General features: G+C 44.2%; 21 protein-coding genes. 14 read left to right on the top strand and 7 right to left on the bottom strand.

Annotated elements, in window-relative coordinates; genetic code table 11:
* A partial coding sequence (locus tag AC1DCV_RS30050; RefSeq protein ID WP_477026620.1) for a Calx-beta domain-containing protein occupies nucleotides 1-3,752 on the bottom strand: 3,752 nt, incomplete at its 3' end.
* Nucleotides 3,753-4,269: 517 nt separating this feature from the next.
* Here AC1DCV_RS30050 and ahcY point away from each other — a divergent pair.
* The gene (gene ahcY / locus AC1DCV_RS30045) at nucleotides 4,270-5,598 is read left to right on the top strand and encodes an adenosylhomocysteinase (RefSeq protein ID WP_477026619.1); all 1,329 of its coding nucleotides are present in this window, start codon (nucleotides 4,270-4,272) and stop codon (nucleotides 5,596-5,598) included.
* Nucleotides 5,599-5,744: 146 nt separating this feature from the next.
* A complete protein-coding gene (locus tag AC1DCV_RS30040; protein ID WP_441577274.1) occupies nucleotides 5,745-6,473 on the top strand; it encodes a pyridoxine 5'-phosphate synthase in 729 nt (242 codons plus the stop codon).
* A 250-nt stretch (nucleotides 6,474-6,723) separates the two neighbouring features.
* On the opposite strand, the gene lon is transcribed toward AC1DCV_RS30040, so the two are convergent.
* From lon to AC1DCV_RS30020, 4 genes are all read right to left on the bottom strand, one after another.
* Nucleotides 6,724-9,126, bottom strand: a complete 2,403-nt coding sequence (lon, locus tag AC1DCV_RS30035) for an endopeptidase La (RefSeq protein WP_477026618.1) — start codon at nucleotides 9,124-9,126, stop codon at nucleotides 6,724-6,726.
* A 243-nt stretch (nucleotides 9,127-9,369) separates the two neighbouring features.
* Nucleotides 9,370-9,978 (bottom strand): porin family protein, encoded by a 609-nt coding sequence (locus tag AC1DCV_RS30030; protein ID WP_477026617.1) that lies wholly within the window; start codon nucleotides 9,976-9,978, stop codon nucleotides 9,370-9,372.
* A gap of 113 nt (nucleotides 9,979-10,091) precedes the next feature.
* Complete coding sequence (locus AC1DCV_RS30025; protein WP_477026616.1) at nucleotides 10,092-11,000, bottom strand: TorF family putative porin; 909 nt, start codon at nucleotides 10,998-11,000, stop codon at nucleotides 10,092-10,094.
* Between the two features lie 113 nt (nucleotides 11,001-11,113).
* Nucleotides 11,114-12,358, bottom strand: a complete 1,245-nt coding sequence (locus tag AC1DCV_RS30020) for a metallophosphoesterase (protein WP_477026615.1) — start codon at nucleotides 12,356-12,358, stop codon at nucleotides 11,114-11,116.
* Nucleotides 12,359-12,948: 590 nt separating this feature from the next.
* On the opposite strand from AC1DCV_RS30020, the gene AC1DCV_RS30015 reads away from it, so the two are divergent.
* From AC1DCV_RS30015 to AC1DCV_RS29975, 9 genes are all read left to right on the top strand, one after another.
* Nucleotides 12,949-13,629 (top strand): metal-dependent hydrolase, encoded by a 681-nt coding sequence (locus AC1DCV_RS30015; protein ID WP_477026614.1) that lies wholly within the window; start codon nucleotides 12,949-12,951, stop codon nucleotides 13,627-13,629.
* A 66-nt stretch (nucleotides 13,630-13,695) separates the two neighbouring features.
* The gene (locus tag AC1DCV_RS30010) at nucleotides 13,696-14,517 is read left to right on the top strand and encodes a ParA family protein (protein ID WP_441577280.1); all 822 of its coding nucleotides are present in this window, start codon (nucleotides 13,696-13,698) and stop codon (nucleotides 14,515-14,517) included.
* Nucleotides 14,501-15,418, top strand: a complete 918-nt coding sequence (locus AC1DCV_RS30005) for a ParB/RepB/Spo0J family partition protein (RefSeq protein ID WP_441577281.1) — start codon at nucleotides 14,501-14,503, stop codon at nucleotides 15,416-15,418. The genes AC1DCV_RS30010 and AC1DCV_RS30005 overlap by 17 nt, the downstream gene beginning before the upstream one ends.
* A gap of 115 nt (nucleotides 15,419-15,533) precedes the next feature.
* Entirely contained in the window at nucleotides 15,534-16,127 is a 594-nt protein-coding gene (locus AC1DCV_RS30000) for a DUF5683 domain-containing protein (protein ID WP_477026613.1), read from the top strand.
* Nucleotides 16,128-16,170: 43 nt separating this feature from the next.
* Nucleotides 16,171-16,881 (top strand): 4-hydroxy-tetrahydrodipicolinate reductase, encoded by a 711-nt coding sequence (dapB, locus tag AC1DCV_RS29995; RefSeq protein ID WP_477026612.1) that lies wholly within the window; start codon nucleotides 16,171-16,173, stop codon nucleotides 16,879-16,881.
* Nucleotides 16,882-17,088: 207 nt separating this feature from the next.
* A complete protein-coding gene (locus AC1DCV_RS29990) occupies nucleotides 17,089-17,505 on the top strand; it encodes an RrF2 family transcriptional regulator (protein WP_331966330.1) in 417 nt (138 codons plus the stop codon).
* A gap of 319 nt (nucleotides 17,506-17,824) precedes the next feature.
* Nucleotides 17,825-18,508, top strand: coding sequence for a phosphoadenylyl-sulfate reductase (locus AC1DCV_RS29985; RefSeq protein ID WP_441577284.1), 684 nt, complete (start codon nucleotides 17,825-17,827; stop codon nucleotides 18,506-18,508).
* 60 nt (nucleotides 18,509-18,568) lie between these two features.
* Nucleotides 18,569-19,477 carry a sulfate adenylyltransferase subunit CysD gene (gene cysD, locus AC1DCV_RS29980; RefSeq protein WP_441577285.1) on the top strand — a complete coding sequence of 303 codons (909 nt, stop codon included), beginning with the start codon at nucleotides 18,569-18,571 and terminating at the stop codon, nucleotides 19,475-19,477.
* Between the two features lie 124 nt (nucleotides 19,478-19,601).
* A complete protein-coding gene (locus AC1DCV_RS29975) occupies nucleotides 19,602-20,849 on the top strand; it encodes a sulfate adenylyltransferase subunit 1 (RefSeq protein WP_477026611.1) in 1,248 nt (415 codons plus the stop codon).
* Nucleotides 20,850-20,920: 71 nt separating this feature from the next.
* Here AC1DCV_RS29975 and AC1DCV_RS29970 read toward each other — a convergent pair whose 3' ends face one another.
* Nucleotides 20,921-21,859 (bottom strand): NAD-dependent epimerase/dehydratase family protein, encoded by a 939-nt coding sequence (locus tag AC1DCV_RS29970; protein ID WP_441577287.1) that lies wholly within the window; start codon nucleotides 21,857-21,859, stop codon nucleotides 20,921-20,923.
* 248 nt (nucleotides 21,860-22,107) lie between these two features.
* Between AC1DCV_RS29970 and kdsA the strand changes: the two genes are divergently transcribed.
* Both kdsA and AC1DCV_RS29960 read left to right on the top strand, forming a co-directional pair.
* Entirely contained in the window at nucleotides 22,108-22,923 is an 816-nt protein-coding gene (kdsA, locus tag AC1DCV_RS29965) for a 3-deoxy-8-phosphooctulonate synthase (protein ID WP_133809069.1), read from the top strand.
* A 149-nt stretch (nucleotides 22,924-23,072) separates the two neighbouring features.
* Complete coding sequence (locus AC1DCV_RS29960; RefSeq protein ID WP_477026610.1) at nucleotides 23,073-23,474, top strand: hypothetical protein; 402 nt, start codon at nucleotides 23,073-23,075, stop codon at nucleotides 23,472-23,474.
* A 113-nt stretch (nucleotides 23,475-23,587) separates the two neighbouring features.
* Here AC1DCV_RS29960 and AC1DCV_RS29955 read toward each other — a convergent pair whose 3' ends face one another.
* The gene (locus AC1DCV_RS29955; protein ID WP_089894158.1) at nucleotides 23,588-23,809 is read right to left on the bottom strand and encodes a PspC domain-containing protein; all 222 of its coding nucleotides are present in this window, start codon (nucleotides 23,807-23,809) and stop codon (nucleotides 23,588-23,590) included.
* 343 nt (nucleotides 23,810-24,152) lie between these two features.
* Between AC1DCV_RS29955 and AC1DCV_RS29950 the strand changes: the two genes are divergently transcribed.
* A complete protein-coding gene (locus AC1DCV_RS29950; RefSeq protein WP_477026609.1) occupies nucleotides 24,153-26,423 on the top strand; it encodes an aconitate hydratase in 2,271 nt (756 codons plus the stop codon).
* Nucleotides 26,424-26,430: the final 7 nt, after the last annotated feature.

Genomic DNA, 26,430 nt, shown 5'->3' with positions numbered 1-26,430 from the left:
GCATCGACTACCGTGTAACCGCTGGCGGCACCGGAGATATTCAGTTGCTCATCTTTTTCTATGATCTGATCTGCGATCGCTTTAATCACTGCAGCGGTAGTAGTAAATACTGCTGTGTCTTTCGGGAATACGATAGACGTTTGCAGGTATTGGAAGTCGGTTGCAGCTACTTCAGTACCGGCCACTTTCGTTGTTAAGGTAATGGTCACTGGTTTAGCTGAGCGGTAACCAGCTGGCAATGACATTTTGAATGTGGTACTGTTACCTTCATTTAATGTTAAGCTATCAGCCGTCAGCGTCAGTTTCTTCTGCGCTGGGTCTGTGAGATCTTTAACATAAATGTGGGCACTGGTAGCAGGCATATTTACATTGCCTTTATTACCATCTACATTTAAAAGCCCTTCATCATTAAACACATTATTGGTCAATGTCTGAATAGCGGTGGCATCTCCGTGATCCGCTCCGTTGGCAATCGTKATAGTAGCAGGGAGACTGGTATAACGACTATCTGCAATCGTAGATGATACCACATCTTTTGTCAGGTTCACCGTCCAGGCTTTGCCGGCTTTCCAGCCATTGGGTAAAGTAGCGGTGATCACGGCACTCTGTCCTTCGTTCACGCTATCCGGTACGCTGCTCAGTTTAATGGAATCACCGGCAGGGAATGGATACTGCGCATCCTTGATTGTCAGATCAAGCGTTGCTGGTGCAAAGGTGTAAGGAGTGCTATAAACATCACTTACCGCAGGGGTAAGGTGAATATCTTCCACATCTTCTACCAGGATATCAGCAACTACTTTCAGTTCAGCAGCACCGGAAGCACCGGTAAAGCTGGTATCTGTTGGCAGACTGTAATCGGTACCACGGGTAGCAGTACCTGTAGATGGCAGAGATATYTTAATAGGTATTTCTGTACTTACACCAGCAGGTAAACTAAACCCAACCTGTTGGGTATTGCCTTCCGGCATACCGGCAGCAGGTGGCGTGAATGTAATCTTCGTTTTAGTCGCATCTCTGCGGGTAGCATCATAGATCTTCAGTTGYGCATCGACTACMGTRTAACCGGTAGCAGTAGCACCGGAAATATTCAGTTGTTCATCTTTTTCTATGATCTGATCCGTAGTCGCTTTGATCACTGCAGCCGTAGTCGTAAATACGGACGTGTCTTTCGGGAACACGATTGATGTCTGCAGGTATTGGTAATCGGTCGTAGCGGCTTCTGTACCTGTTGCATTCGTTGTTAAGGTAATAGTCAATGGTTTTGCGGAACGGTAACCAGCCGGCAGCGACATTTTGAATGCGGTACTGTTACCTTCATTCAGCGTTAAGCTATCTGCGGTCAACGTTAATACCTTTTTCGAAGCATCTGTATTATCAACGATCGTTACTTTAACACTGCCTGTTACCAGGATACCGTTATCCGGAGAACTTCCCACCAACACCAGGTCGCGGGTATCATCAAATACATTATTAGCTGTATTGGTGATCGCAATTGTATCGGATAACGTGCGGCCGGCGGGGATGGTGACTGAATCGGTGGCAAAAGTATAACTGCCTGGCAAAGCAGTTGAAGATCCGTCCGGAGTAAATTTCACCTTGATAGGAATCTGGGTGGAAATACCGGAGGGTAACTCTGCCCAGATTGTTGGATTTACACCTTCATTCACGCTGGCGGCAGAAATATGTAAAATGATGGGAGCTGTCATTGGCAGCTGTGCATCAATAATATCCAGCGCAGCAGGTGTGCTGGTTAAAGCGGTGTTGGCAGTACTTTCCGTGAGCGTCAGAGAAAGATTGAGATACTCAGTCCCTTCTATCTTATTGTCATTTATAATCTTAAACGCAACAGTCGTATTATTTCCACCAGTAGTAATTGATGCGGTATCTGGCAATTGATAGTCCACAACGTCAGTAGCAGTAGAGGTACCCAGTTTATTTATTTTGATACCGATAGGCAAATCAGTAGTGACATGAGGTGGCAGACTAAAAGTTAGCAGCCCATCATAAGGCTCTTTCAGTAAGGCAGGTGCATCTGCTTTAATCGACACGGCTGTCAATGCCGGATTCAATCTTGTGGAGTCCTGCAGGATCAGTGATTGTGAAAAGGTTTGAGCTTCTCCCATTACAACTGCATCCGCTTTAAACTTAATCAGTTCATCTTTTTCAATGATGCTGTCCAGTGTTGCCCTTACCGGGATATTTACGCCATTGGAATCTATTTCTATATACGCTGTTTGACCAAATGTAAAATCAGTACCAACTGTTGCCAGGGTACCACTTTCGACAGATAGGGTTACTAACGTTCTTTCTGAAGCATGTACACCCGGAGGCAGTGCTACACGAACGCTATCGATAAAGCCTTCTTTAATTTTTGTTGGTGTGGTAAGTACGATGTTCTTTGGTTCATCGTCTTTAATAGTATAAGTGCAAGTGGTAGTGGCAGCATCAATGGTCACCAGGTCGTTATTCGGCACCTGTTCCAACTGCAAAGTGAAATGCCGGCCGTACTCCAGTTTATTATTACCTATAATGCGGATATTTTTTAACGGAATAACATCCCCAATAACATAATCTCCAGGCGGAATCATATAACCTCCCTGGAAAGTAAAGTCGGTGCCCAAAACGGCGGCCCGGGGATCAGCAGGATCTGCGGGAAGCAGGTTTATTTTCACATAGGTAGGCACCTTTAAGGAGGAATTAGATTTCACCTTCAAATTCAGATTGAGAGGCGCATGTATATCCCCGGCATTGCCTTCCAATCCGGAAGTATCCGTTATTTCAAATGCAACGGTAAGCGGAGTGGCATAGTTACTGATGTTAGATATTGCAGGTACCGGTATTACGGCAGCGGTAGGGCTGTCATCGTAAGCTATACCAATCCGGGTGCTAACGGCTTTGGTTTGCTCTTCTTTTCTGCCCATAAAAATATCTACAGCCATTCCCTTCTTCGTGGGATCATCCACATCAGCCACTGAAATAGCATTACTGAGTTGACCGGTACCAGCATCTCGTGTCATCCTCGCTCCGAAGGCACCAACGTAAAATGAATTAAAATTCCCGGACGCGTGATAAGTATGAGTGAGCGGACCTGGTGTTGCATCAGTACCGAATACATTAGTACTTCTCGTGAAACCCACTACTGTTGGATTGCTGCTGCCCCCCTCAATGTAGCCATGTTGCACGGAGCTATTACTTGCTTTCGGTAAAACGGGGTCGTCCTGCATCGTTGCATATTCATTCACAAAAACATGCGGATCAATGTAATAATTAGTATTGTATATGGTATAATCAATTGTATAATACTTGTTGGGCTTTATGTAAGTGATGGTCATAACAACCGTGGTGGGGTAGCTATTCCCATCCGACGGATCAACGCTGATTACGTTACCGATCATGCTAACCTGGTAGGGATCGCTAACTGAACCGCTCCCCATTAAGGGAGAAACAGCATGATAGTTAATGTCAAGAAGGGCTCCCGGCTGAGGGGGTACCACAACATCAATGGCTATATGAGTTCTTACTCCCACGTATGCAGTCAGCGGATCTTTCGCTGTTTCTGTTTGTCCTTTTCTGAATACCTTGTAGCTACCATCACTATTTACCTCAATCCTTAATCCATCAGTAGCATTTGTACCACCTCCGGGGTTGATAACAACAGGATAAGTTTGTGCATTTACACCAATGCTTATAGTAAAAAAGGCGGCTATCAGGAATATTGCCCGAAGCAGGAACACGTGGATACGATGGGGCATACCTTGCTCATTTAATTTCGTAGGATAGGAAAGGAGTAACATATAAGCGTGTAAATTTCTATTTATACATATAGATTTTTAGTCAAAAATGTGAGAAACAGTCCTTTGTAAAACCCTATATGCGGATCTCTGTAATTGGCTCTCCCGGCAGCTTAAAGTATTGTTCTTAATATCATCTGGTGAACCTGAAAAACCAGCCGCCGGCAATTATGTTAATGTCTCAATCTAATGGTGGAGGGATGCCCGAGACGCATTTATGGCATTTTTTATGATTTCTATAATTATTTTATATCCTTCCACCTGTAGCACATATCCAAACAGTTAAATATAAAATCATATATTTTAATTAGCAAATCTATAATAATATTTATATTAAATCAAATTAATTTATCAGAATGAAAGATATCTGCCTCATAGTGGGGGATTAACAAAATTTTAGGGGGTTGACTGCGGTTAGGAGACGGTACCATTATGTTAAAAGTTAAAATAACCCTAGATTTGCAAAAAACAATTCAGAATGTCTACAATTGCGAAATCCAACATTGATTTTAACCTCGGATACAAGGTAAAAGATATGTCTCTCGCGGCCTGGGGTCGTAAGGAGATAGAACTGGCAGAAGCAGAAATGCCTGGTCTGATGTCACTGAGAGAAGAATATGGTAACACTAAACCATTACAGGGTGCACGTGTTGCTGGTTGCTTGCACATGACTATTCAAACTGCCGTATTAATTGAAACACTGGTTCACCTGGGTGCTGAAGTGCGCTGGAGCTCCTGTAACATATTTTCAACTCAGGACCACGCTGCTGCCGCTATTGCTGCTGCAGGCGTACCTGTATTTGCCTGGAAAGGTTTGAATGAAGCAGATTTCGACTGGTGTATCGAACAAACCCTGTTCTTCGGTGGTGCTGACCGTCCGCTGAACATGATCCTGGACGATGGTGGTGATCTGACCAACATGGTATTCGACAGATATCCTGAACTGATCCAGCATATCAAAGGATTAAGTGAAGAAACCACTACCGGTGTTCACCGCTTATACGAGCGTATGAAAGCTGGTACTTTACCAATGCCTGCTATCAACATCAATGACTCTGTTACCAAATCTAAATTTGACAACAAATACGGTTGCCGCGAATCCTGCGTAGATGCGATCCGTCGTGCTACAGATGTAATGATTGCCGGTAAAGTTGCAGTTGTTGCTGGTTTTGGTGACGTAGGTAAAGGTTCCGCTGAATCACTGAGAGGTGCAGGTGCCCGCGTTATCGTTACTGAAATTGACCCTATCTGCGCTTTACAAGCTGCCATGGAAGGCTACGAAGTAAAGAAAATGAACGATGCAGTAAAAGAAGCTGACATCATCGTTACTACCACCGGTTGCCGCGATATCATCACCGGCGAACACTTCAAACTGATGAAAGATAAATGCATCGTTTCCAATATCGGTCACTTCGATATCGAAATTGATGTAGCCTGGTTAAATAAAAACTATGGCAACACTAAAGTTGAAATCAAACCACAGGTAGATAAATATACTATCGATGGTAAAGATATCATCCTGCTGGCTGAAGGCCGCCTGGTTAACCTGGGTTGCGCTACAGGTCACCCTTCTTTCGTAATGAGTAACTCTTTCACCAACCAGGTACTGGCTCAGCTGGAACTGTGGCTGCACTCAGAAAACTACGAAAACAAGGTATATGTACTGCCTAAACACTTGGATGAAAAAGTAGCCCGTTTGCACCTGAAGAAAGTAGGCGTGGAACTGGATACCCTGACCAGCGCTCAATCTGAATACCTCGGTATTCCGGTAGCAGGTCCGTTCAAACCAGATTACTACAGATACTAAGCCCGGCAGCTTAAAGCTGAAGGCATAAAGCACAAAGCAATTAAAGCGAATGATCAAAGCGAATATTAATTCTGCTAAGATCATTCGCTTTAATTGCTTTGTGCTTTATGCTTTGTGCTTTCTGCTATAAGAAGTATTTTTGCATCATGACAAAGCTGAGTGTAAACATCAATAAGTTTGCGACCCTGCGAAATGCACGAGGAGGCAATCTACCAGATATATTAAAAGTCGCACAGGATTGTGAACGCTTCGGTGCCGATGGTATTACCGTTCACCCCCGCCCGGATGAACGCCATATCCGTTACCAGGATGTAAGAGACCTGAAACCACTGGTGACCACAGAGTTCAATATCGAAGGATATCCCTCACAGGACTTTATGGACCTGGTACTGGCCGTGAAACCACATCAATGTACGCTGGTTCCTGATCCGCCAGATGCCATTACTTCCAATACCGGCTGGGATACCATCGCCTATCAGTCACAATTGAAAGACGTGATCTCTACCCTGAAAAAAGCAGGTATACGCGTATCTATCTTTCTCAATGCAGATGTAAGCAAAGTGGAAGGCGCCAAAACCGCCGGAGCTGATCGTATTGAATTGTATACCGGCCCTTACGCAGAAGAATATACGAACGCACGTACACAGCCGCAAAACCTGCAGCTGTTCAATGACTATAAAAACACCGCGAAAGAAGCCACCGCGATTGGCCTGGACCTCAACGCTGGCCATGACCTGAACCTGGATAACCTCCGCTTCTTCAAATTACATATTCCACAACTGAAAGAAGTATCTATCGGACACGCACTCGTTGCAGACGCACTCTACTTCGGCCTGGAAAATACCATCCAGTTATACAAGAGACAATTGTCGTGAAATAGCTTTTAGCCATTAGCTTTTAGCTTTTAGCAAATGCAGCGGAGATTAACAAAACATCATCTCCGCTGCATTTGCTAAAAGCTAAAAGCTAATGGCTAAAAGCTAAAAMAATAAAGCCATTCCGTTAACCTGGAATGGCTTTATAACCCTTAAAACAATCAACATGAAGTTCATAGCGGGGTCACAACAAAACCGATATGAACAGTATATAATTTGCTGTCATGACTGACAGCAATGTTACGCGCTGTTACTTCTTTAATAACGCAATTTCCAGTACTTGGTTCATTTGCCTCACATAATGGAACTTCATCCCCTTGATATAAGAAGGATTTATTTCCTTAATATCTTTTTCATTTTGCCAGCAAAGAATAATTTCCCGGATACCTGCCCTTTTGGCTGCCAGTATTTTTTCCTTGATACCACCTACTGGTAATACCTGACCTCGCAAAGTAATTTCTCCCGTCATCGCCAGGTAAGACTTTACCTTACGTCCGGTGAATACAGATGCCAAAGCAGTAAGCATGGTAATACCTGCACTAGGACCATCTTTCGGCACCGCTCCTTCCGGCACGTGTACGTGTACACTTTTTGTAGTAAACAACTTGGGATCCAGCTTCAGCTCCACTGCATGAGAATGCAGATAGCTCAGCGCTGTTACCGCCGATTCCTTCATGACGTTACCCAGATTCCCTGTCAGTTTCAGATCACCTTTGCCCTCACTCAAACTGCTTTCTATAAACAGAATATCACCTCCTACATAAGTCCACGCAAGGCCCACGGCTACACCAGGAGGATTACCCACTTTATAAATCTCGTTGGAATAACGGGGCTTACCCAATATCCGCTGCAAATCCGTTTCTGTCAACGTTGCTGGTAAAGGCTTTTCCATGGCCAATTGCTTCGCCATATTACGCATGATGGCTGCAAACTGCCGGTCAAGCTCACGTACGCCACTCTCACGGGTATAATCAGAAATCAGCTGCTCAATAACCGGGTTACCGATCTTCACTTTCGCATCTTTCAAACCATGTGCATCCTTCTGCTTAGGCAGCAGATGCCTTTTGGCGATCTCTACTTTTTCTTCAATAGAATAACCACTCAGGTCAATGATCTCCAGCCTGTCGCGCAGCGCAGGATGAATCGAATTGATATTATTGGCCGTTGCTATGAATAACACCCTGCTCAGGTCAAATTCCAGTTCCAGGTAGTTATCATAAAAGGTGCTGTTTTGCTCAGGATCCAATACCTCCAGTAATGCTGAACTTGGATCGCCACGCATATCGTTACCTATTTTATCAATTTCATCCAGTATCATCACCGGATTGGATGATTTAATCTTGCGGATAGACTGCACCACTCTACCTGGCATAGCGCCGATATAGGTTTTACGGTGTCCCCTGATTTCACTCTCGTCATGCAAACCACCTAAACTGAGACGCACATACTTACGACCCACTGCGTTGGCGATAGAACGGCCGAGAGAAGTTTTACCAATACCCGGAGGGCCTACAAAACATAGAATAGGAGACTTCATATCCCCTTTCAGTTTCAATACCGCCAGGTATTCCAGTATACGCTCTTTGATTTTTTCCATGCCGTAATGGTCATGGTCCAGTATCTTCTTCGCTTTTTTCAGGTCATAGCTATCAGTCGTATATTCGCCCCAGGGCAGATCCAGCAAAAGGTCCAGGTGATTATATACCACGCTGTAATCCGGAGTGCTGGGGTGCATGCGCTCCAGTTTCTCTATACCTTTGGCAAAAGCTTCAGCGGCAGCAGCAGGCCATTTCTTTTCTTCTGCCTTACGCTTCATTTCTTTCAACTCCCTGTCATTGGCATCACCACCCAATTCTTCCTTGATAGACTTCATCTGCTGCTGCAGGAAATAATCCCGCTGCTGCTTGTCCAGGTCTGCCTTGGTTTTATTGGTAATCTTGTTTTTGAGTTCTGCAAGTTGCAATTCTGTCTGCAACAGCTTCATCAGCAGTTCCGCACGGGTGCGCAGATTGTTGATCTCCAGCAGTTGCTGCTTGTCTTTCAGGTCAGAATTAAGATTGGAAGAAACGAAATGCACCAGGAACGATGGATTTTCAATGTTCTTCAATATAATGCTGGCTTCTGAAGGTAGGTTGGGCGACAGCTGAATGATCTGGGCTGCCAGGTCTTTGATGGAAGAAATATATGCTTCAAACTCAGAATCATCTTCTGCAGCTTCGTCCTGCAAAACAGTGATTTTGGCCTTGAAGTACGGGTCTTCCGTCACTATTTCATCTATTTTAAAGCGCTTACGCCCCTGTATAATGATAGTGGTGCCACCATCGGGCATTTTAATGAGTTTAACAATACGTGCCACGGTACCTACATCACTCAGATCCGTTACAGCCGGATCTTCTATTGTACTGTCCTTTTGCGCCACTACACCGATAGACTTATCAGTTTTGTAGGCGTCATTTACCGCTTTTATAGATTTATCCCGGCCTACCGTAATTGGCAGTACAACACCCGGAAACAATACTGTATTTCTTAATGGTAATAATGCCAGTTCATCGGGAATGTTTTCATCCTCCTGTCCCTCCCCATCTTCATTCAAAGGGATAATAGGCATGAACTCCATTTCATCTTCCGAATTTCCTAAATAAAATCTGTTCATCTGAGATATTTAAAGCCTCATGAGGACATTCTGTCAGACAATCCTGTGTACGTCCTCTTTTTTTAATGTATCCCTATATTGTCAAGTTTGATGCCAAGTGACTTGATGGCAGACCGGCTTTTAGCCCATATTTACAAGCCATTAACAAAAAAGCAGCGAGGATAAATGTGAATCACATTTATCCTCGCTGCTTTTATATTCGCTGTATTTTGCTAAAAGCTAAAAGCTAATGGCCGAAAACGACTAGAAGCTTACGCCCACACCCAGCTGTATACTCTGGTTTTTCCAGTTGCTGGTAGTAACAACGCTTTCTGCATTTTTCACATCATTAAAGCCAATGATGTAACGGGCACTGATGTTAATAATTGGTAATTGCAACCATAAACCGGCAACACCAGAAATTTCACCACCTTTAAAGGCCTCGTTGGCAGCACCCAGTACTTTTTTGTCACTTACCAAAGCGCCAAACTGAGGACCTACCTGGAGTTTTAAACGCGGTGTACCTAAATCAATATTGGCCAGTAATGGAATGCTCAGATAGTTCAGGTTAATTTTCTTGCGGTCTTCAGCAGTACTTACACCTTTGTAGATATCGCTGTAATTATCGGTAGTTTCAGCTTTGGTAGAAGAGAATACGACCTCTCCCTGTACTCCAAAACCTTTCACCAGGTTTACCTGTGCAAAAGCACCCAGGTGATAACCTAATTTAAATCCATCCTGAAAACCACTTCCGTCCAGCTTTCCAAGATTGGCACCGCCTTTTACACCAAAGCGGAGGAATTTAGTCTGAGCGTTAACAGTTGATACAGCAGCGATCATCAACACTGCTACGGCTAAAAACAGTTTTTTCATAAATTATGTATTGTTGAGTAATGGTTAAAATATAGACGTTCCAGGTAAACGATACCCCTATTCTGTATTTACGATTTCCGTAAATACAAATTCCGTGCTATTTGTTAAAGAAATTAAAAACTGTATGCCATACGAGCAGTGAAATAACTCATAATACCCTGATCTGTACCAGTGAAAGACTTGAAAACAGTGAAGGACGGAGAGAGATTAATGCGGCCGATAAAATAAGAAAGACTCATGGTAACGTCTACCGCGCGGGGTTCAAATTCGGTATGATCTTCAAAATTCAATTCCTTACCCACATGCTTTTTAGTCTTCATGAGCTTGGGAGATCGGGTGATATATTGGAAAGCTTTGAGGTTGCTGTAATAGTTGGCTGTACCCATAGTTAAATTAACAGAAGGCGTAAACATCAATACATCCGTTCGCCCCAGCATACCGGAAAAAATAAACGGATGCCGCACCGCTGCAATAATATTAAAATCATTACCACGCAGGGTTTCCTGTAGATGTGCTGCCTGGTTTACATCTTTTCCCCATCCGTAATCCAGACTGATACCGGGTTGCAGCCACCATTTGCGATAATAGAAATAAGCAAATATTTCATTCTTGATCGGCGTTGCCGGTACATCACTGGAATCAGAAAATATATAGCGTGTGTAAGAAATTCCTGTCAGGAAATCCTTGTTTTTCGTATAGTCGTAACCGGCGGTCAGGTCCCATTCAAACCATGGGTTATTAATGGAATTAAAAAGATAATAACTGCTAACCCCGGCATAGAAGCCGCTTTTATGATAATAACTCAGTGAAGGAGATACAAATGTTTTTAAAACAATCGGAGACTCGAAGTTGGTTACTTTACTGCCGTAAGCTGGATTATTACCATATCCGATACCGGCCACTACTTCACTTTTTTGCTGTTTCTGCAACAGCGAATCAAGCTGTTTCTCCAGCTCTGCTAAAGTTTGCCCCGTTGCAATACGGCTACATAACAACAGGAAGGTTAAGAAGTATAGGCGCATGTTTAATGAGTACGTAGCCGCAATATAAGCGTAATTCAGCATTTAACACAGACGATCCCATGAACGGGACGAATGTGTGGCTAAACAATGCTTTTCTGTCGGTCAACCGGCTGCTACACCAGATCTATGACAGTAATTTCCGGGAGTATACCTACCCTGCCAGGATAGCCCAGGAAACCGAATCCACGGTTCACATAAAGAAACTGTTCGCCTTTCTTATATAATCCTGCCCACTCTTTATAGAAATACTGGGCCGGGCTCCATTTCAGCCCCGGAATTTCCACCCCGAACTGCATACCATGGGTATGACCTGCCAACATGAGTGCAATGTCCGGATATTCGGTACGCACCTGCGCATCCCAATGGGTAGGATCATGTGATAACAGGATTTTAAATGGAATATGTCCCACACCTTCATAAGCACGCTTCAGATCACCGTAGCGGGGAAAACGTTTAATAGCACTCCAGTTTTCTATTCCCAGCAGGGCGATCTGTTCTCCTCCGCGCTCCAGCACCACATTTTCATTCATCATCAGCTTCCAGCCCAATTCTCCGTGAAGCCCCTTGAGACGTTCCAGGTTTTCATGCTGCATCGCGCTATATCCATTAGGGGTTTTATCCGRCCAGGGATAATAATCGCCATAGTCGTGGTTACCCAGGGTAGAATATACGCCCATCGGTGCTTTCACCTGGCGGAATGCATCCATCCATTCGGTCATTTCATCCGCCCGGTCATTCACCAGGTCACCGGTAAACAGCACCAGGTCGGCCTTTTGATCGTTGATCATTTTTATGCCTTTCAGTACCGCCTCGCGGTTGGCGAAGCTGCCGGAATGGATATCAGAAATCTGCACAATACGTAACCCTTTAAAAGAGGCTGGCAGGTGCTTAAACGCCATCTTAATTTTATGTACCCGGTAATTGTATTTGTTGGAGAATCCATAGATCAGTGTGGCAAACAGTGTTCCTCCGGTAATGAGCCCCAGCCTGCTGAGAAACTGGGAACGCGACAGCCCACTCACTACCCCTGTGGTATCCGGCGCCGGGCTGCCTGAAAAACGACGGATCACCCATAATACACCTCTTCTCACGTCATCTAACAGCAGGAATACGGTTGTCAGCAGCTTTGCCAGTACCAGACCAATGAAAACGGCCATCAGGTAGGATTTTAGCGTCGCCGGCCAGTTATGCCAGTTGATGTAGGGCAGTAAAGCGATCATCAGCAGACAACTGATGGATATGAACCAGTAAATGGAAAAAGTAATATTTCTTACCCTGGGGGTAGACATATACACCATCGCTTTGATAGCCTGGAACACGTAAATATCCAACAGTAGGAGGAAAACAACTAGTATCATAGAATTCAGCCCAGGTCGCATTATGAAAATTTAATATAGATATATAATAATCAAGCAATTTAATACAAGTAATCTGGTTTTAAAAGTTAAAACCGGTATCTGTAAGTATACAGACGAATAACAACGGGAAGAATTGTATGTTTTTATTTTTTTTATTAAGTAAAGAGAAACAGTACATTTGCTGGCTGACCAGTATACAATAGATAATTTTAATATTTTAATAATATATTAAACTTACCCCTGCTTAAACTGGTTAAAAACTAACCCGTTAACATATTGAGGGACCTGTTCTGCGAACAGTTTGTGTATAAATAAATATACTACAGCACCTGATTTTTATGTAATCGTTGTATTTTTGTCCGATTAAGCTACTTTTAATAGGGTTACTTTTAAATATAAGGTGTAGATTAATTGCGGAATACGGAGCAGTATATCTCCCCAAAATCATTTTCGTAATTTATTAAATCGGGGAAGAACGCTCCGATCACGCGTTTCAGGGTAATATCAGTCTTTTTAAAAGGAAGTCTGGCCGTTGAAAAGCGAAATTCGTTTGTTTTGGCAAACGGGTAGTTCACTCAAATGGATTGATTATGAAGTATACTTGCTACGGACATTCTTGTTTTGCAGTGGAAATAAAAGGGAAAAAAATTCTTTTTGATCCTTTTATTACGCATAATGAACTGGCCCAAAAAGTAGACATCCATGCCATAACGGCGGATTATATATTTGTTTCGCATGGTCATGATGATCATACCGCAGATCTGGTAGATCTGGCTAAGCGGACCAATGCCACTGTGGTATCAAATTATGAGATTGTGACCTGGGCGGGGAAACAGGGGGTTGAGAAATTGCATCCCATGAATACCGGCGGCAAATGGAAGTTTGATTTCGGTACCGTGAAATGTGTAGTAGCACAACATTCCAGCAGCTTACCGGATGGCACCTATGGTGGCAACCCGATGGGTTTTATATTTATGACAGAAGAAGGGAATTTTTATTATGCAGGCGACACTGCGCTCACATTAGACATGGAGCTGGTACCCGCAATTGCATCTCTGGATTTTGCCGTACTACCTATCGGTGATAATTTCACGATGGGCATTGAAGATGCGATTGCAGCAGCAGAACTAATAGAATGCGATAAGATAATCGGTGTACACTACAATACTTTCGGCTACGTTAAGATTGATGTTGACGCTGCCGTACAACAGTTTGAAGATGCCGGTCTGGATCTGTTACTTCCTGAAATAGGAAGTACTATAGAGGTTTGAGGAAGAAGCGATCATTACTGATTTATCCTTTATCCTATAAATAACCTTGAATTTTTAAATTACACAATGGCTAGAATAATCGCAATCGCTAACCAGAAAGGTGGCGTAGGAAAAACTACAAGTGCAATAAACCTGGCAAGCAGCCTGGCTGTGCTGGAATTTAAAACATTGCTGGTAGACGCGGACCCTCAGGCAAACAGCACCACAGGACTGGGTTTCGACCTGCGTAATGTGCAGCAGAGTTTGTATGACTGTATGGTGAACGATGTGCAGGCCAAAGACGTGATACTTGAATCAGATACTCCCAACCTGAAAGTACTGCCCTCCCATATTGACCTGGTAGGTGCGGAACTGGAACTCATCAATCATCCCAGCAGGGAAAGAGTGATGAAACAGGTAATTGATACTGTTGAAGCTGATTACGATTTTGTGATTGTAGACTGCTCTCCTTCTCTCGGTTTGATCACCGTTAATGCACTCGTGGCATCCAACTCTGTGATTATTCCCGTACAATGCGAATTTTTTGCACTGGAAGGCCTGGGTAAATTGCTCAATACCATCAAAATTGTACAGAGCAGATTGAACATAGAACTGGAAATTGAAGGTATCCTGATGACCATGTATGATGGTCGTTTGCGCCTGAGCAACCAGGTGGTGGATGAGGTAAAACAACATTTTGAAGAAAGCGTATTTAATACGATCATTCACCGTAATACCAAACTGGGCGAAGCTCCCAGCTTTGGTAAATCCGTAATTATGTATGATGCCGCCAGCACAGGTGCGATCAATTATCTGAACCTGGCCAAAGAAATTCTGCAAAAACATAATTACACTAAAATTAAATCCAAAGACAAAATCCTAGCTATCAACGATGACCAATCCAAGTAAGAAAGAGGCATTGGGTAAAGGCATCCGCTCACTGCTTCAAAACATTGATACAGATCTGAAGCAAACTGCCGGCGCCCTGGGTGATAAGGTAGTAGTTGCTGCTACCGGTATTGAACGCATTCCGCTCGATCAGATTGTTACCAATCCGAAACAGCCGCGTCGTGACTTTGATGAGGTTTCTTTACAGGAGTTAAGCCAGTCTATCAAACTGCACGATGTTATTCAGCCTATTACCATCGCTAAAATCAGCAATAAGAAGTTTCAGCTGATTGCCGGTGAAAGACGCCTGAGAGCCAGCAAACTCGCTGGTCTGAAAGATATTCCGGCCTACATCCGCCAGGTAAATGACCAGGAACTCCTGGAACTGGCCCTGCTGGAAAACCTCCAACGCGAAAACCTCAATGCCATTGAAGTTGGCCTGAGCTACAAACGGTTAATGGAAGAATGCACCCTCACACAGGAGCAGGTAGCCGACCGTATGGGCAAAGAAAGAAGTACCGTAACTAATTATATACGTTTACTCAAACTGCCACCGGATATACAGGTAGCAGTACGCAATGGTCAACTCAGCATGGGTCATGCCCGTGTATTGACCGGCGTGGAGAATGTGGAAAACCAGCTTTTCCTCTACAATGAAATCCTGAAAAGTGGATTGTCCGTAAGACAAACAGAAGAACTCGCGCGCAGGATTAATCAGTCCGACAAGAATCATCAGCAGAAATCTGCCAAATTAAAGTTAGCACCTGCTTTTCAGAAAATACAGGACAAACTCGCTACTCACTTCTCTACCAAAGTAAAACTGGACAGAGGGAAAAGCGGCAAAGGCAGTATTTTAATTGAATTCTATTCAGATGAAGAACTGGATAGCATCCTGGAAAAAATAGATATATACGGTGGCTAATAAGGCGGAATACATACTTCATTCACTACAACGTTGCTCTTTATTGTTTTTGCTTACGATGGTAATTGCTGTTCCTCTCCAGGCACAGGATACCTTACGGCCTATTGCAAAAACGATGGATACACTTATCCGGCCTATACCGGCTCCCGGCACAGATACAGTGAAAGCAAATGCGAATAAAGCCATTTTTACAGATTCTGCTTACATCCCCAATTCCAAACTGCCACATAGTCCGCGTAAAGCAGCACTCTATTCAGCAGTATTCCCGGGATTAGGTCAGGCATACAACAGAGAATACTGGAAAATGCCATTGGTCTATGTGGCCATTGGTACCTGTACTTACTTCTTTATTGATAACATGAATACGTATAAGATATTCCGGGATGCTTACCGCCTGCGACAGGATGGTAATCCGGATACCAATGATACCAATAAACTGACTGTGGGACTGGATGCAGAATCCATCAAGATATACCGGGATCAGTTCCGCCAATATGTGGATTATAGCGTATTGTTCTTTATACTGGCCTATGGCCTGAATATAGTGGATGCTACTGTATTTGCGCACCTGCGCAACTTCGATATGTCCGATGATCTCAGTATGCGTATTTCTCCTACCCTGATCAATAACCGTACACTGGGTATCGGGGTTAATATATCCATTGGAGGTAAAAAAGCCAAAGGAAGCCGCTACGTTGCCGGCCGCTGATTATTCTTTTATCCATCAACATCACATACAACTAATAAGGGTCATGAAAATTGCGCTCATCGGATACGGGAAAATGGGAAGAGCAATAGATGCTATTGCTACCGCTAAAGGGCATGAAATTGTTATCCGGGCAAACAGTAAGCACCTCCTTACAAAAGAAGAGCTGGAACAGGCAGATGTAGCTATTGAGTTTACTGTACCTGAAACAGCCTACCATAATATCTTAAAATGCTTTGAAGCCAATGTACCCGTAGTTTGCGGTACAACCGGCTGGCTCGATAAGTTACCTGAAATAAATGCCATCTGTCTGGAAAAGAAGCAGGCTTTTTTACATGCCACCAATTTCAGCGTGGGCGTAAATATATTCTTTGAACTGAATAAAAAACTGGCTGCCCTCATGGCCAGCCAGCCTCAATACAATGTATGGATGGAAGAAATCCACCATACCCATAAAAAAGATGCACCCAGCGGTACTGCCATCACACTGGCAGAACAACTACTGGCATCCGTTACCCGCAAAAAAGGCTGGATAAACGAAGAAAGTAACCAACCCGAAACGCTGTCTATTATTTCCAAAAGGATAGATCCGGCGCCGGGCACACACACGATCAATTACACTTCCGATATCGATGATATTACCATCACCCATACGGCGCACTCCAGGGAAGGCTTTGCTGCCGGAGCTGTAGTAGCCGCAGAATGGCTGAAAGGAAAAACCGGCGTATTTACCATGCGGGAGGTATTGGGATTATAGCGTTTAGCTTTTAGCCGTTAGCTTTTAGCTTTTAGGAAAATGCAGTGGAGACCGGTATATACTATATTCTTTGCTGCATTTTCCTAAAAGCAAAAAGCTAACGGCTAAAAGCTGAACAGCTGCTAGCTAAAAACTGCTTATCTTTACAGGAATATAAAGTGTGCACCGCACTATTAGTTCATCCGGGAGGGATGCAAATCAGTCAGTATGTTATCGAAAAAAACACAATACGCATTTCACGCATTAGTACACCTGGCAGAGAATGTAGATAAAGGTCCCATCCTTATATCTGAAATCGCACAGGAAAAAAATATCTCTATCAAATTCCTGGAAAATATATTACTGGAATTGAAGAATGCCGGCATCCTTGGCAGCAAAAAAGGAAAAGGTGGCGGTTATTACCTGATGCGCGCTCCTAAGGAGATTGCATTGGCGAAAATCATCCGCCTGCTGGATGGTCCTATCGCCCTGCTACCATGCGTGAGCCTGAATTATTACGAACGTTGCGAAAACTGCCGCGACGAAGCCGTTTGCGGCCTGAATGAAGTAATGGGGAAAGTAAGGGACTCCGCCCTTAAAATACTGGAGAACAAAACATTAAAAGATATCCTGACCCGGAACTAAGGTCCTGGTTACAGGTACTGTAAGAGCCGGCTGATATGGCCGGCTACCTGCCTGACTACTGCCCCCTCATCTCTCTACATCACCCGGATAACTACAGGGCACCGCTCTTAACTACCCCTGCTCACTACCATTGATTTATTGAAAATAAATTACATATCAAACTCACAATAATACCAGCCACCACAGCGGATCCGTAAGAAAGAAATAAATTTTTATCTTATTAGTCTATCTTTTTTATAGGTTTTATGTATTTTTGTTGGAGGAGTGACCGTAATTACTCCGCTGGCACTAGACACATCAATCAATAAGGAAGATCTACATGACAGACATTACCACCGCGCTGGTCAACAAGCCGGTGGAAGAAGCCATACAGTACCTGTTGGAGCAATACCCGGGCGCAGTGGCGTTTTCCACCTCATTTGGCCAGGAAGACCAGGTAATAGCAGATATTATCTGGCGTAACCACTTGCCGGTTAGAGTTTTTACCCTTGACACGGGCCGCCTTTTTCAGGAAACATACGATGTAATGGACCTCACTATGGCCCGTTATAAGCAACCTGTAGAAGTGTATTACCCGGAAACCGCTGCCATCGAAAAACTATTAGCCGCCAAAGGCCCCAACAGCTTTTATGAATCAGTGGAAAACCGCAAGGAATGTTGCGGCATCCGCAAAGTAGTGCCGCTTAACAGGGCACTGGAAGGCGTAAAAGTATGGATCACCGGCCTCAGAGCAGAACAGTCTGATAACCGGCAGGGCATGGAAACACTGGAATGGGATGAACATCGCCATCTCTACAAATACAATCCACTGATCCACTGGGGCTTTGATGAAGTACTGGCCTACCTGGAACAACATAAAGTACCCTACAACAAGCTGCACGACAAAGGCTTCGTAAGCATTGGCTGCGCACCTTGTACACGTGCCATCGAACCAGGAGAACACCCGCGCGCCGGCCGTTGGTGGTGGGAACAATCACAAAAAGAATGCGGATTGCACGGATAACCGTTACCACCCGCCTTCAGCCATTAGAAAATTAGCTTTTAGAATAAATAATTATAGTCCATGACTAATCAAATAAATTGGGAGTTTCCACAGGCACTGGAAGATGAAGCAATTTACATCCTTCGCGAAACTGTAGCACAGTTCGAGAAACCAGTGCTGTTGTTTTCCGGCGGAAAGGATTCTATCACACTCGTACGACTTGCACAAAAGGCTTTTTACCCCGGTAAAATTCCTTTTGCTTTATTGCATGTAGATACCGGGCATAACTTTCCGGAAACCATCGCCTTCCGTGACTGGCTTGTCAATTCACTGGGTCTGGATATTATCGTAAGAAATGTACAGGACAGCATTGATCAGGGTAAAGTGCAGGAAGAAACCGGCAAATACGCCAGCAGAAATGCCCTGCAAACCGTTACCCTGCTGGATGCGATCGAAGAAGGTAAATTTGATGCCTGCATTGGTGGCGCCCGCAGAGACGAAGAAAAAGCACGTGCTAAGGAAAGAATATTTTCTGTACGAGATGAATTCGGCCAATGGAACGCCAAAATGCAACGCCCCGAATTATTTGATATCCTCAATGGTAAAATTAATATCGGCGAAAACGTACGCGTATTCCCGATCTCCAACTGGACAGAGCTGGACGTATGGAACTACATCGTTCGCGAAAAGCTGGAAATCCCCTCTATCTACTTCTCCCATGAAAGAGAAATCATAGAAAGAGATGGTCTCTACTGGCCTTACTCACCTTACCTCAATACCACCGCTGATGAAGTACCTTATCTCCAGAAAGTACGTTTCCGTACCGTAGGCGATATGACCTGTACCGCAGCCGTTATTTCTGAAGCAGATAAACTGGAAGATATTATCGCTGAAATCATGGAAGCCAAGATTTCTGAGCGTGGCGCACGTATAGATGATAAACGCTCAGAAGCTGCCATGGAAAAGAGAAAACAGGCAGGATATTTCTAGAACAGCAGTTAGCTATTAGCTTCTAGCTTTTAGCTTTCCCCGCAAGGGCTGCTTTAATTAATTTGAACACATTTTTTGCGTTGGCACTAACTGCTAACCGCTAAAAGCTAAAAGCTAAAAAACAATGGAGGTTTTACGTATAGCCACTTCCGGTAGTGTAGACGATGGTAAAAGCACTTTAATAGGCCGTTTATTATACGATACTAATTCTATTCCGCAAGATAAAATGGAGGCACTCCATGCTGCCAGCAAGCGCAAGGGACTTGACTTTACAGATTTGTCGCTGTTGACAGACGGGCTGGTAGCAGAACGTGAACAAGGCATCACCATCGATGTGGCGCACATTTACTTCTCCACTCCTACCCGCAAATACATTATCGCTGATACACCCGGGCATATTGAATATACCCGTAACATGGTTACCGGCGCTTCCAATGCCCAGGTATCACTGATTCTCATTGATGCACGCAGAGGAATTGTAGAACAAACCCACCGCCACTTTTTTATTGCCAACCTCCTGCGTATTCCTTACCTCGTGGTATGCGTGAATAAAATGGACCTGGTAGAATACAGTGAAGCACGCTTTAACCAGATAGTGGAAGATTTCCAACAAATGCTGGACAACGCCGGGTTTAAAGGACAGGAAGTGAAGTTCATTCCTATCTCTTCCCTGTATGGTGAAAATGTGGCTTCCCGCACCGGCGCTATCGACTGGTACCAGGGCACTACCCTGCTGGAATACCTGGAACAGGTATCTTTTGATCATGAAGACCGCCTTCATCCGGCACGCTTCCCGATACAAAGTGTGATCAGGCCCAGAACCACCGAATACCACGATTTCCGTGGCTTTGCCGGCAAAGTTGCCAGCGGCCATTTCACCGTAGGCGATGAAGTAATATCACTGCCTTCCGGAACAAAGAGCCGTATTAAAACCATTGAACAATTTGAAAAGCAACTAACGGTAGCGCATGCACGTGAAAGTGTAGTGATCACACTGGAAGATGAAATAGACAGCAGCAGGGGTAATATGCTCGTAAAAACAGATGAAGTACCTGCGCAGCTGAAAGAAGTAAATGCTAACATCTGCTGGATGGATCAGCAAAAACTGGTGTCTGGCAAAACTTATTTACTGCAGCATGGCGTTAACCGCGTAAAAGCAAAAGTACCGCAGATCCATTACATCACAGATGTAACCAATCACCTCCAAACAGCTAACAAAACAGAAATGGGATTGAACGATATCGGTAGAATTTCGCTGAAAACAGCGGCTCCGGTATTCGCAGATTCTTACCATACCAATCCTGCTAACGGAGCATTTATTCTCATCGATGAGTTTAATAATACCACCGTGGCAGTAGGATTTATTGAGTAATCAGCCATTACTATAAATAGGAAAGCAGCTAAGATGGGATAACTTAGCTGCTTTCCTTTTTGTAAATATGCTTAGATGTTCTTCAGCATATCTTCCGTCATCCGGGCCAGATCATACTCTGGTTTCCAGCCCCAATCCTGACGAGCCTGGCCATCATTAATGCTGTTAGGCCAGCCATCCGCAATCTGCTGACGATAATCAGGCGCGTAAGACATTGTGAAATCAGGAATATGTTTTTGAATCTCTGCACCAATTTCCTTTGGAGAGAAGCTCATGGCAGAGAGGTTATAAGCAGAACGTATAGCAATTTTAGACGCATCAGCCTCCATCAGTTCAATTGTAGCCCTGATCGCATCCGGCATATACATCATTGGAAGGTAAGTGTCTTCAGACAGGAAGCTGGTGTATTTTTTATGTTCTTTTGCTTCATGGAAAATTTCAATCGCGTAATCCGTGGTACCGCCGCCTGGTGCTGATTTATAGCTGATCAGACCCGGATAACGTAAACTTCTTACATCCACACCGAAGCGGTGGTTGTAATATTCACACCAGCGCTCACCGGCAAATTTGCTGATACCATAAATGGTAGTAGGCTCAATAATCGTGTGCTGTGGCGTTTCCGCGGCAGGAGAATTAGGACCAAATACCGCGATGGAACTAGGCCAGTATATTTTATCAAGATTTTCTTCTTTCGCAATATCCAGTACGTTGAGCAGGCTTTGCATATTGATATGCCAGGCCAGTAAAGGATTTTTTTCACCGGTAGCAGATAAAATCGCTGCCAGCAGGTAGATCTGGGTAATGTTATGGCGGATGACCAATACATGCAACATCTCCTTGTTCATAACATCCAACGACACGTAGGGACCTGTTCCTTTCAGTAAATCGTGCTCTTCACGAAGATCCGAAGCGACAACGTTGGTATCTCCATACATCTTTCTTAAAGCCAGGGTCAGCTCTACGCCAATTTGTCCACAGGCACCAATTACCAGAATCTTATCTTTCTTCATACAAAAATATAATTGTAAGCTATTTTTTAAATCGGACCGTAATATTAACGGGTTCGCAGCTATTTCCGTTCATGACATCACAGCGCATGACAATGCTATAACAATAAAAACTACAATGCGTGTTTGCATCGTTTCCAGATTACAATATTATGACAATTAAGCCAAACGGCACGCTTTACGCTGCCTGCCTTTGCGGTAGAATGACTATCTTTGCACCTTCAATTAAATGACCCAATTTTTTTCAAGATATGAAGCATTTAAAATCATTATTCAAAGAGCAATACAACCCTGAAAATTTCTTCCTGATTGCCGGACCCTGTGTAATTGAAGAGGAAGAAATACTGATGACAGTAGCAGAGAAAGTAACGGCTATCTGTAAACGATTAGCGATCCCTTATATTTTCAAAGCATCTTACCGTAAAGCTAACCGTACCAGCGTACATTCCTTTACCGGTATTGGTGATGTAGAAGGACTGGAACTGTTGCAGAAAATAGGTAAAACATTTAACGTACCTGTGACTTCAGATATTCACTCTGCCGCAGAAGCTGCTATGGCAGCCGCTTACGTAGATGTATTACAAATCCCTGCTTTCCTTTGCCGTCAGACAGATATCCTGCTGGCAGCGGCGGAAACAGGTAAAGTGGTGAACGTAAAGAAAGGTCAGTTCCTGAGTGGCGAGTCTATGAAATTTGCCGTAGAAAAAATCAAAGGTGCCGGTAACGATCATATCATCCTCACCGAACGTGGTACCACCTTTGGTTACCAGGACCTGGTAGTAGATTACCGTAACATTCCTATCATGAAACACCTGGGCGAGCCGGTGGTGATGGATTGTACCCACTCTTTGCAACAGCCTAACCAAAGCAGCGGTGTAACAGGTGGTAACCCACAAATGATCAGTACCATTGCCAAAGCAGCCATTGCTACCGGCGCAGATGGCCTGTTCATAGAAACGCATCCTGATCCTTCCAAAGCTAAATCTGATGGAGCTAATATGCTGCGTCTGGATCTACTGGAAGAACTGCTGGAGAAATTAGTAGAGATCCGTAAAGTAGTACGCTAAGCCGAAGGCGTAAAGCATAAAGCAAAAAGCTATCGAGGTGAATGACCTAAGCGAATATTATTCTCGCTTACATCATTCACCTCGATAGCTTTTTGCTTTACGCCTTCGGCTTTTTTTATTATATTCATGAAAACACAAAACTGCTCACTATGATTAGTATTCACGAATTAAAATCAGGTGATACCGTTATCACAAATTACGGAGGTGCGGAAAAAGAAGGAAAGATTTTACAGGTAGATCATGAAGATAAGAAAGTGTTGGTGGCTACGGATGAAAATGAGTACTGGTACGATCTCGACAACCTTTTACCCATTCATTTAACGGAAGCAACCCTGTTAAAGCTGCAGTTCCATAAAGACGAAGCGGCGTCTTCTGCATCAGGAGGGACCCTGTATGTAAGAGGCCCTTTTTCGGTCCGCTGGTTTGAGGCAGGACATAAGCCCCTCATACAGCTGCACTACAGGGATGAAACCCGGAATCTGAATGCGCCTATCACCCTGAATGAGTTACAGAATCATTATCATGGGATGACGCTGTATCACCTGGAATAGCCCATACTATAAAATAATAAAAGAGGGAGTGAGATTAAGCATCGCTTATTTTCACGCCCTCTTTCTATTTTCGTTTGGATGGCATTGTACCATCTGAACACATTAAATTAAAATCACAAATAACGAAGGGGATTCCTTCTGGCATTCTGGATATAATTTTTCATATTCACCCAGAACGCAAGAATCATATATACAATGAGTGGGGACCCCATTGTCAGAAAAGTGGCATAAATGAAAAAGATGCGTATACGGGATGTGGCCACGCCCAGTTTATCTCCAATAGCGGCACAAACACCGAACGCCTTCCATTCCACAAAATCTTTTATCCGGTTCATACATCAAATTTATCAAATTCCGGCTGGAAAACCAAGCAAAAAACGGCGGTGGACACTAACTATTTAGTGGGCTGAATATCAGCATCTTTGCTCCCGGTGGGTGTTTCTGTGCATGAGAAAGCGATTGCAAACAGGAGAGATAAATTTAATATAATAGTTTTTGATAATTTTTCTGCGAGATAAAAACCTTCCTTTTCCTTGATCTGCCTGTATTTTAAGGAACTAGTAAAATAGCCACAGTTTATACACAGTTCACTATATCTTAAGTATTTAATTTAAAAACTTGTTGTTTTTAGTTAATTTTGCGTGCAATTTTTAACCGCTCTTAAATAATTTTTTTGCCATGGTGTTTGATATTGACATGATTAAAAAAGTGTATGCGGCATTACCGGGTAAGGTGGAAGCAACCCGTAAGATGTTAGGTCGCCCGCTCACGCTTGCTGAGAAGATTTTGTACGCTCATCTGTATGCACCTACTCCCACGCCCTACGAAAGAGGCAAATCCTATGTTGAATTTGCTCCAGATCGCGTAGCTATGCAGGATGCAACTGCCCAGATGGCGTTGCTCCAGTTTATGACCTGCGGCCGTGATAAAGTTGCGGTTCCCTCTACTGTACACTGTGATCACCTTATACAAGCCAAGGTTGGCGCTACACAAGATCTTGCGACTGCTATTGACACCAATAAAGAAGTTTACGATTTCCTTTCTTCTATTTCTGATAAGTACGGCATTGGTTTCTGGAAACCAGGCGCTGGTATTATTCACCAGGTTGTACTGGAAAACTATGCGTTTCCGGGTGGTATGATGATCGGTACTGACTCCCACACTCCTAATGCCGGCGGTTTAGGCATGGTGGCGATTGGTGTTGGTGGTGCCGATGCCGTAGATGTGATGGCTGGTTTACCCTGGGAGCTGAAAATGCCGAAACTGATCGGTGTGAAGCTGACAGGTAAAATGAGTGGCTGGACTTCCGCTAAAGACATTATCCTGAAAGTAGCTGGTATCCTCACTGTAAAAGGTGGCACCGGCGCTATCGTGGAATACTTTGGTGAAGGTGCTGATAGCCTGAGCGCTACTGGTAAAGGTACTATCTGTAACATGGGTGCTGAAATCGGCGCTACCTGTTCCCTCTTCGCGTACGACAACAAAATGGCTGACTACCTGAAAGTGACCAGCAGAGCTGATGTTGCTGCACTGGCTGACGGCGTTAGAGAACACCTGCGTCCGGATACAGAAGTATATGCAGACCCTGCCAAATACTACGACCAGGTAATTGAAATCAACCTGGACGAACTGGAACCCTATGTAAACGGTCCGTTCACACCGGATCTGGCATGGCCTATCTCCAAATTTGCACAGGCCGTGAAAGAAAACAACTGGCCTGAGAAACTGGAAGTAGCCCTGATCGGTTCCTGCACCAACTCTTCCTACGAAGATATTTCCCGCTCTGCTTCCCTGGCACAACAAGCCATCGATAAGCAACTGGATATGAAATCTGAATTCACGATCACTCCCGGTTCTGAACTGGTACGTTTTACCATCGAAAGAGACGGTTTACTCAATACTTTCGACCAGGTTGGTGGGGTAGTACTGGCAAACGCCTGCGGTCCCTGTATCGGTCAGTGGGCACGTCATATCGACGACCCTACCCGCAAGAACTCTATCATCACTTCCTTCAACCGTAACTTCGCGAAAAGAAATGATGGTAACGCTTCTACCCACGCTTTCGTAGCTTCTCCGGAAATTGTTACCGCTTTGGCCATTGCAGGTGATATCACCTTCAACCCACTGACAGACAAACTGAAGAACAAAAACGGCGTAGAAGTAATGCTGGATGAACCAGTAGGTTACGAACTGCCAGTGAAAGGCTTTGCCGTAGATGACGCTGGTTACCAGGCGCCTGCGGCCGATGGTAGCGGTGTTCAGGTAAAGGTATCTCCTACCTCCGACCGTCTGCAACTCCTTGCACCATTCTCCGCCTGGGAAGGTACAGACCTGAAAGGCCTGAAACTCCTTATCAAGGCGAAAGGTAAATGTACTACGGATCATATCTCTATGGCTGGTCCATGGTTGAAATACCGCGGTCACCTGGATAACATTTCCAACAACATGCTCATTGGTGCGATCAACGCATTCAACGATAAAAGCGATACCGTTAAAAATTCCCTTACCGGCGAATATGGTGCAGTTCCTGCTACCATGCGCGACTACAAAGCACACGGTTTTGGTGCAGTGGTAGTAGGTGACGAAAACTACGGTGAAGGCTCCAGCCGCGAACACGCTGCAATGGAACCACGTCACCTCGGCGTTCGTGCTATCCTGGTGAAATCTTTCGCCCGTATCCACGAAACAAACCTGAAAAAACAGGGTATGCTGGGTCTGACCTTCGCTAACAAAGAAGATTATGATTTAATCCAGGAAGATGATACCATCGATATCAATGGTCTGACTTCTTTCACTCCAGGTAAACAACTGACTGTTGTACTTCACCATAAAGACGGCAGCACAGATGAATTCCCGGTAAACCACACGTACAACGAACAACAGATCGAGTGGTTTAAAGCAGGTGGTGCACTGAACGTTATCCGTGCAGAAGCCGCTAAAAAAGCATAGTTAACTA

This window comes from Chitinophaga sp. 10T418 (assembly GCF_056394125.1).
Note: the sequence above shows the minus strand (reverse complement) of the source record. Positions and strands in the feature narration are given on the sequence as shown.

Excerpts from the sequence above, each read along its gene's own strand:
- ahcY (WP_477026619.1), top strand. The coding sequence starts at position 4,270 with ATGTCTACAATTGCGAAATCCAACATTGATTTTAACCTCGGATACAAG.
- AC1DCV_RS30040 (WP_441577274.1), top strand. The coding sequence starts at position 5,745 with ATGACAAAGCTGAGTGTAAACATCAATAAGTTTGCGACCCTGCGAAAT.
- lon (WP_477026618.1), bottom strand. The coding sequence starts at position 9,126 with ATGAACAGATTTTATTTAGGAAATTCGGAAGATGAAATGGAGTTCATG.
- AC1DCV_RS30030 (WP_477026617.1), bottom strand. The coding sequence starts at position 9,978 with ATGAAAAAACTGTTTTTAGCCGTAGCAGTGTTGATGATCGCTGCTGTA.
- AC1DCV_RS30025 (WP_477026616.1), bottom strand. The coding sequence starts at position 11,000 with ATGCGCCTATACTTCTTAACCTTCCTGTTGTTATGTAGCCGTATTGCA.
- AC1DCV_RS30015 (WP_477026614.1), top strand. The coding sequence starts at position 12,949 with ATGAAGTATACTTGCTACGGACATTCTTGTTTTGCAGTGGAAATAAAA.
- AC1DCV_RS30010 (WP_441577280.1), top strand. The coding sequence starts at position 13,696 with ATGGCTAGAATAATCGCAATCGCTAACCAGAAAGGTGGCGTAGGAAAA.
- AC1DCV_RS30005 (WP_441577281.1), top strand. The coding sequence starts at position 14,501 with ATGACCAATCCAAGTAAGAAAGAGGCATTGGGTAAAGGCATCCGCTCA.
- AC1DCV_RS30000 (WP_477026613.1), top strand. The coding sequence starts at position 15,534 with ATGGATACACTTATCCGGCCTATACCGGCTCCCGGCACAGATACAGTG.
- dapB (WP_477026612.1), top strand. The coding sequence starts at position 16,171 with ATGAAAATTGCGCTCATCGGATACGGGAAAATGGGAAGAGCAATAGAT.
- AC1DCV_RS29990 (WP_331966330.1), top strand. The coding sequence starts at position 17,089 with ATGTTATCGAAAAAAACACAATACGCATTTCACGCATTAGTACACCTG.
- AC1DCV_RS29985 (WP_441577284.1), top strand. The coding sequence starts at position 17,825 with ATGACAGACATTACCACCGCGCTGGTCAACAAGCCGGTGGAAGAAGCC.
- cysD (WP_441577285.1), top strand. The coding sequence starts at position 18,569 with ATGACTAATCAAATAAATTGGGAGTTTCCACAGGCACTGGAAGATGAA.
- AC1DCV_RS29975 (WP_477026611.1), top strand. The coding sequence starts at position 19,602 with ATGGAGGTTTTACGTATAGCCACTTCCGGTAGTGTAGACGATGGTAAA.
- AC1DCV_RS29970 (WP_441577287.1), bottom strand. The coding sequence starts at position 21,859 with ATGAAGAAAGATAAGATTCTGGTAATTGGTGCCTGTGGACAAATTGGC.
- kdsA (WP_133809069.1), top strand. The coding sequence starts at position 22,108 with ATGAAGCATTTAAAATCATTATTCAAAGAGCAATACAACCCTGAAAAT.
- AC1DCV_RS29960 (WP_477026610.1), top strand. The coding sequence starts at position 23,073 with ATGATTAGTATTCACGAATTAAAATCAGGTGATACCGTTATCACAAAT.
- AC1DCV_RS29955 (WP_089894158.1), bottom strand. The coding sequence starts at position 23,809 with ATGAACCGGATAAAAGATTTTGTGGAATGGAAGGCGTTCGGTGTTTGT.
- AC1DCV_RS29950 (WP_477026609.1), top strand. The coding sequence starts at position 24,153 with ATGGTGTTTGATATTGACATGATTAAAAAAGTGTATGCGGCATTACCG.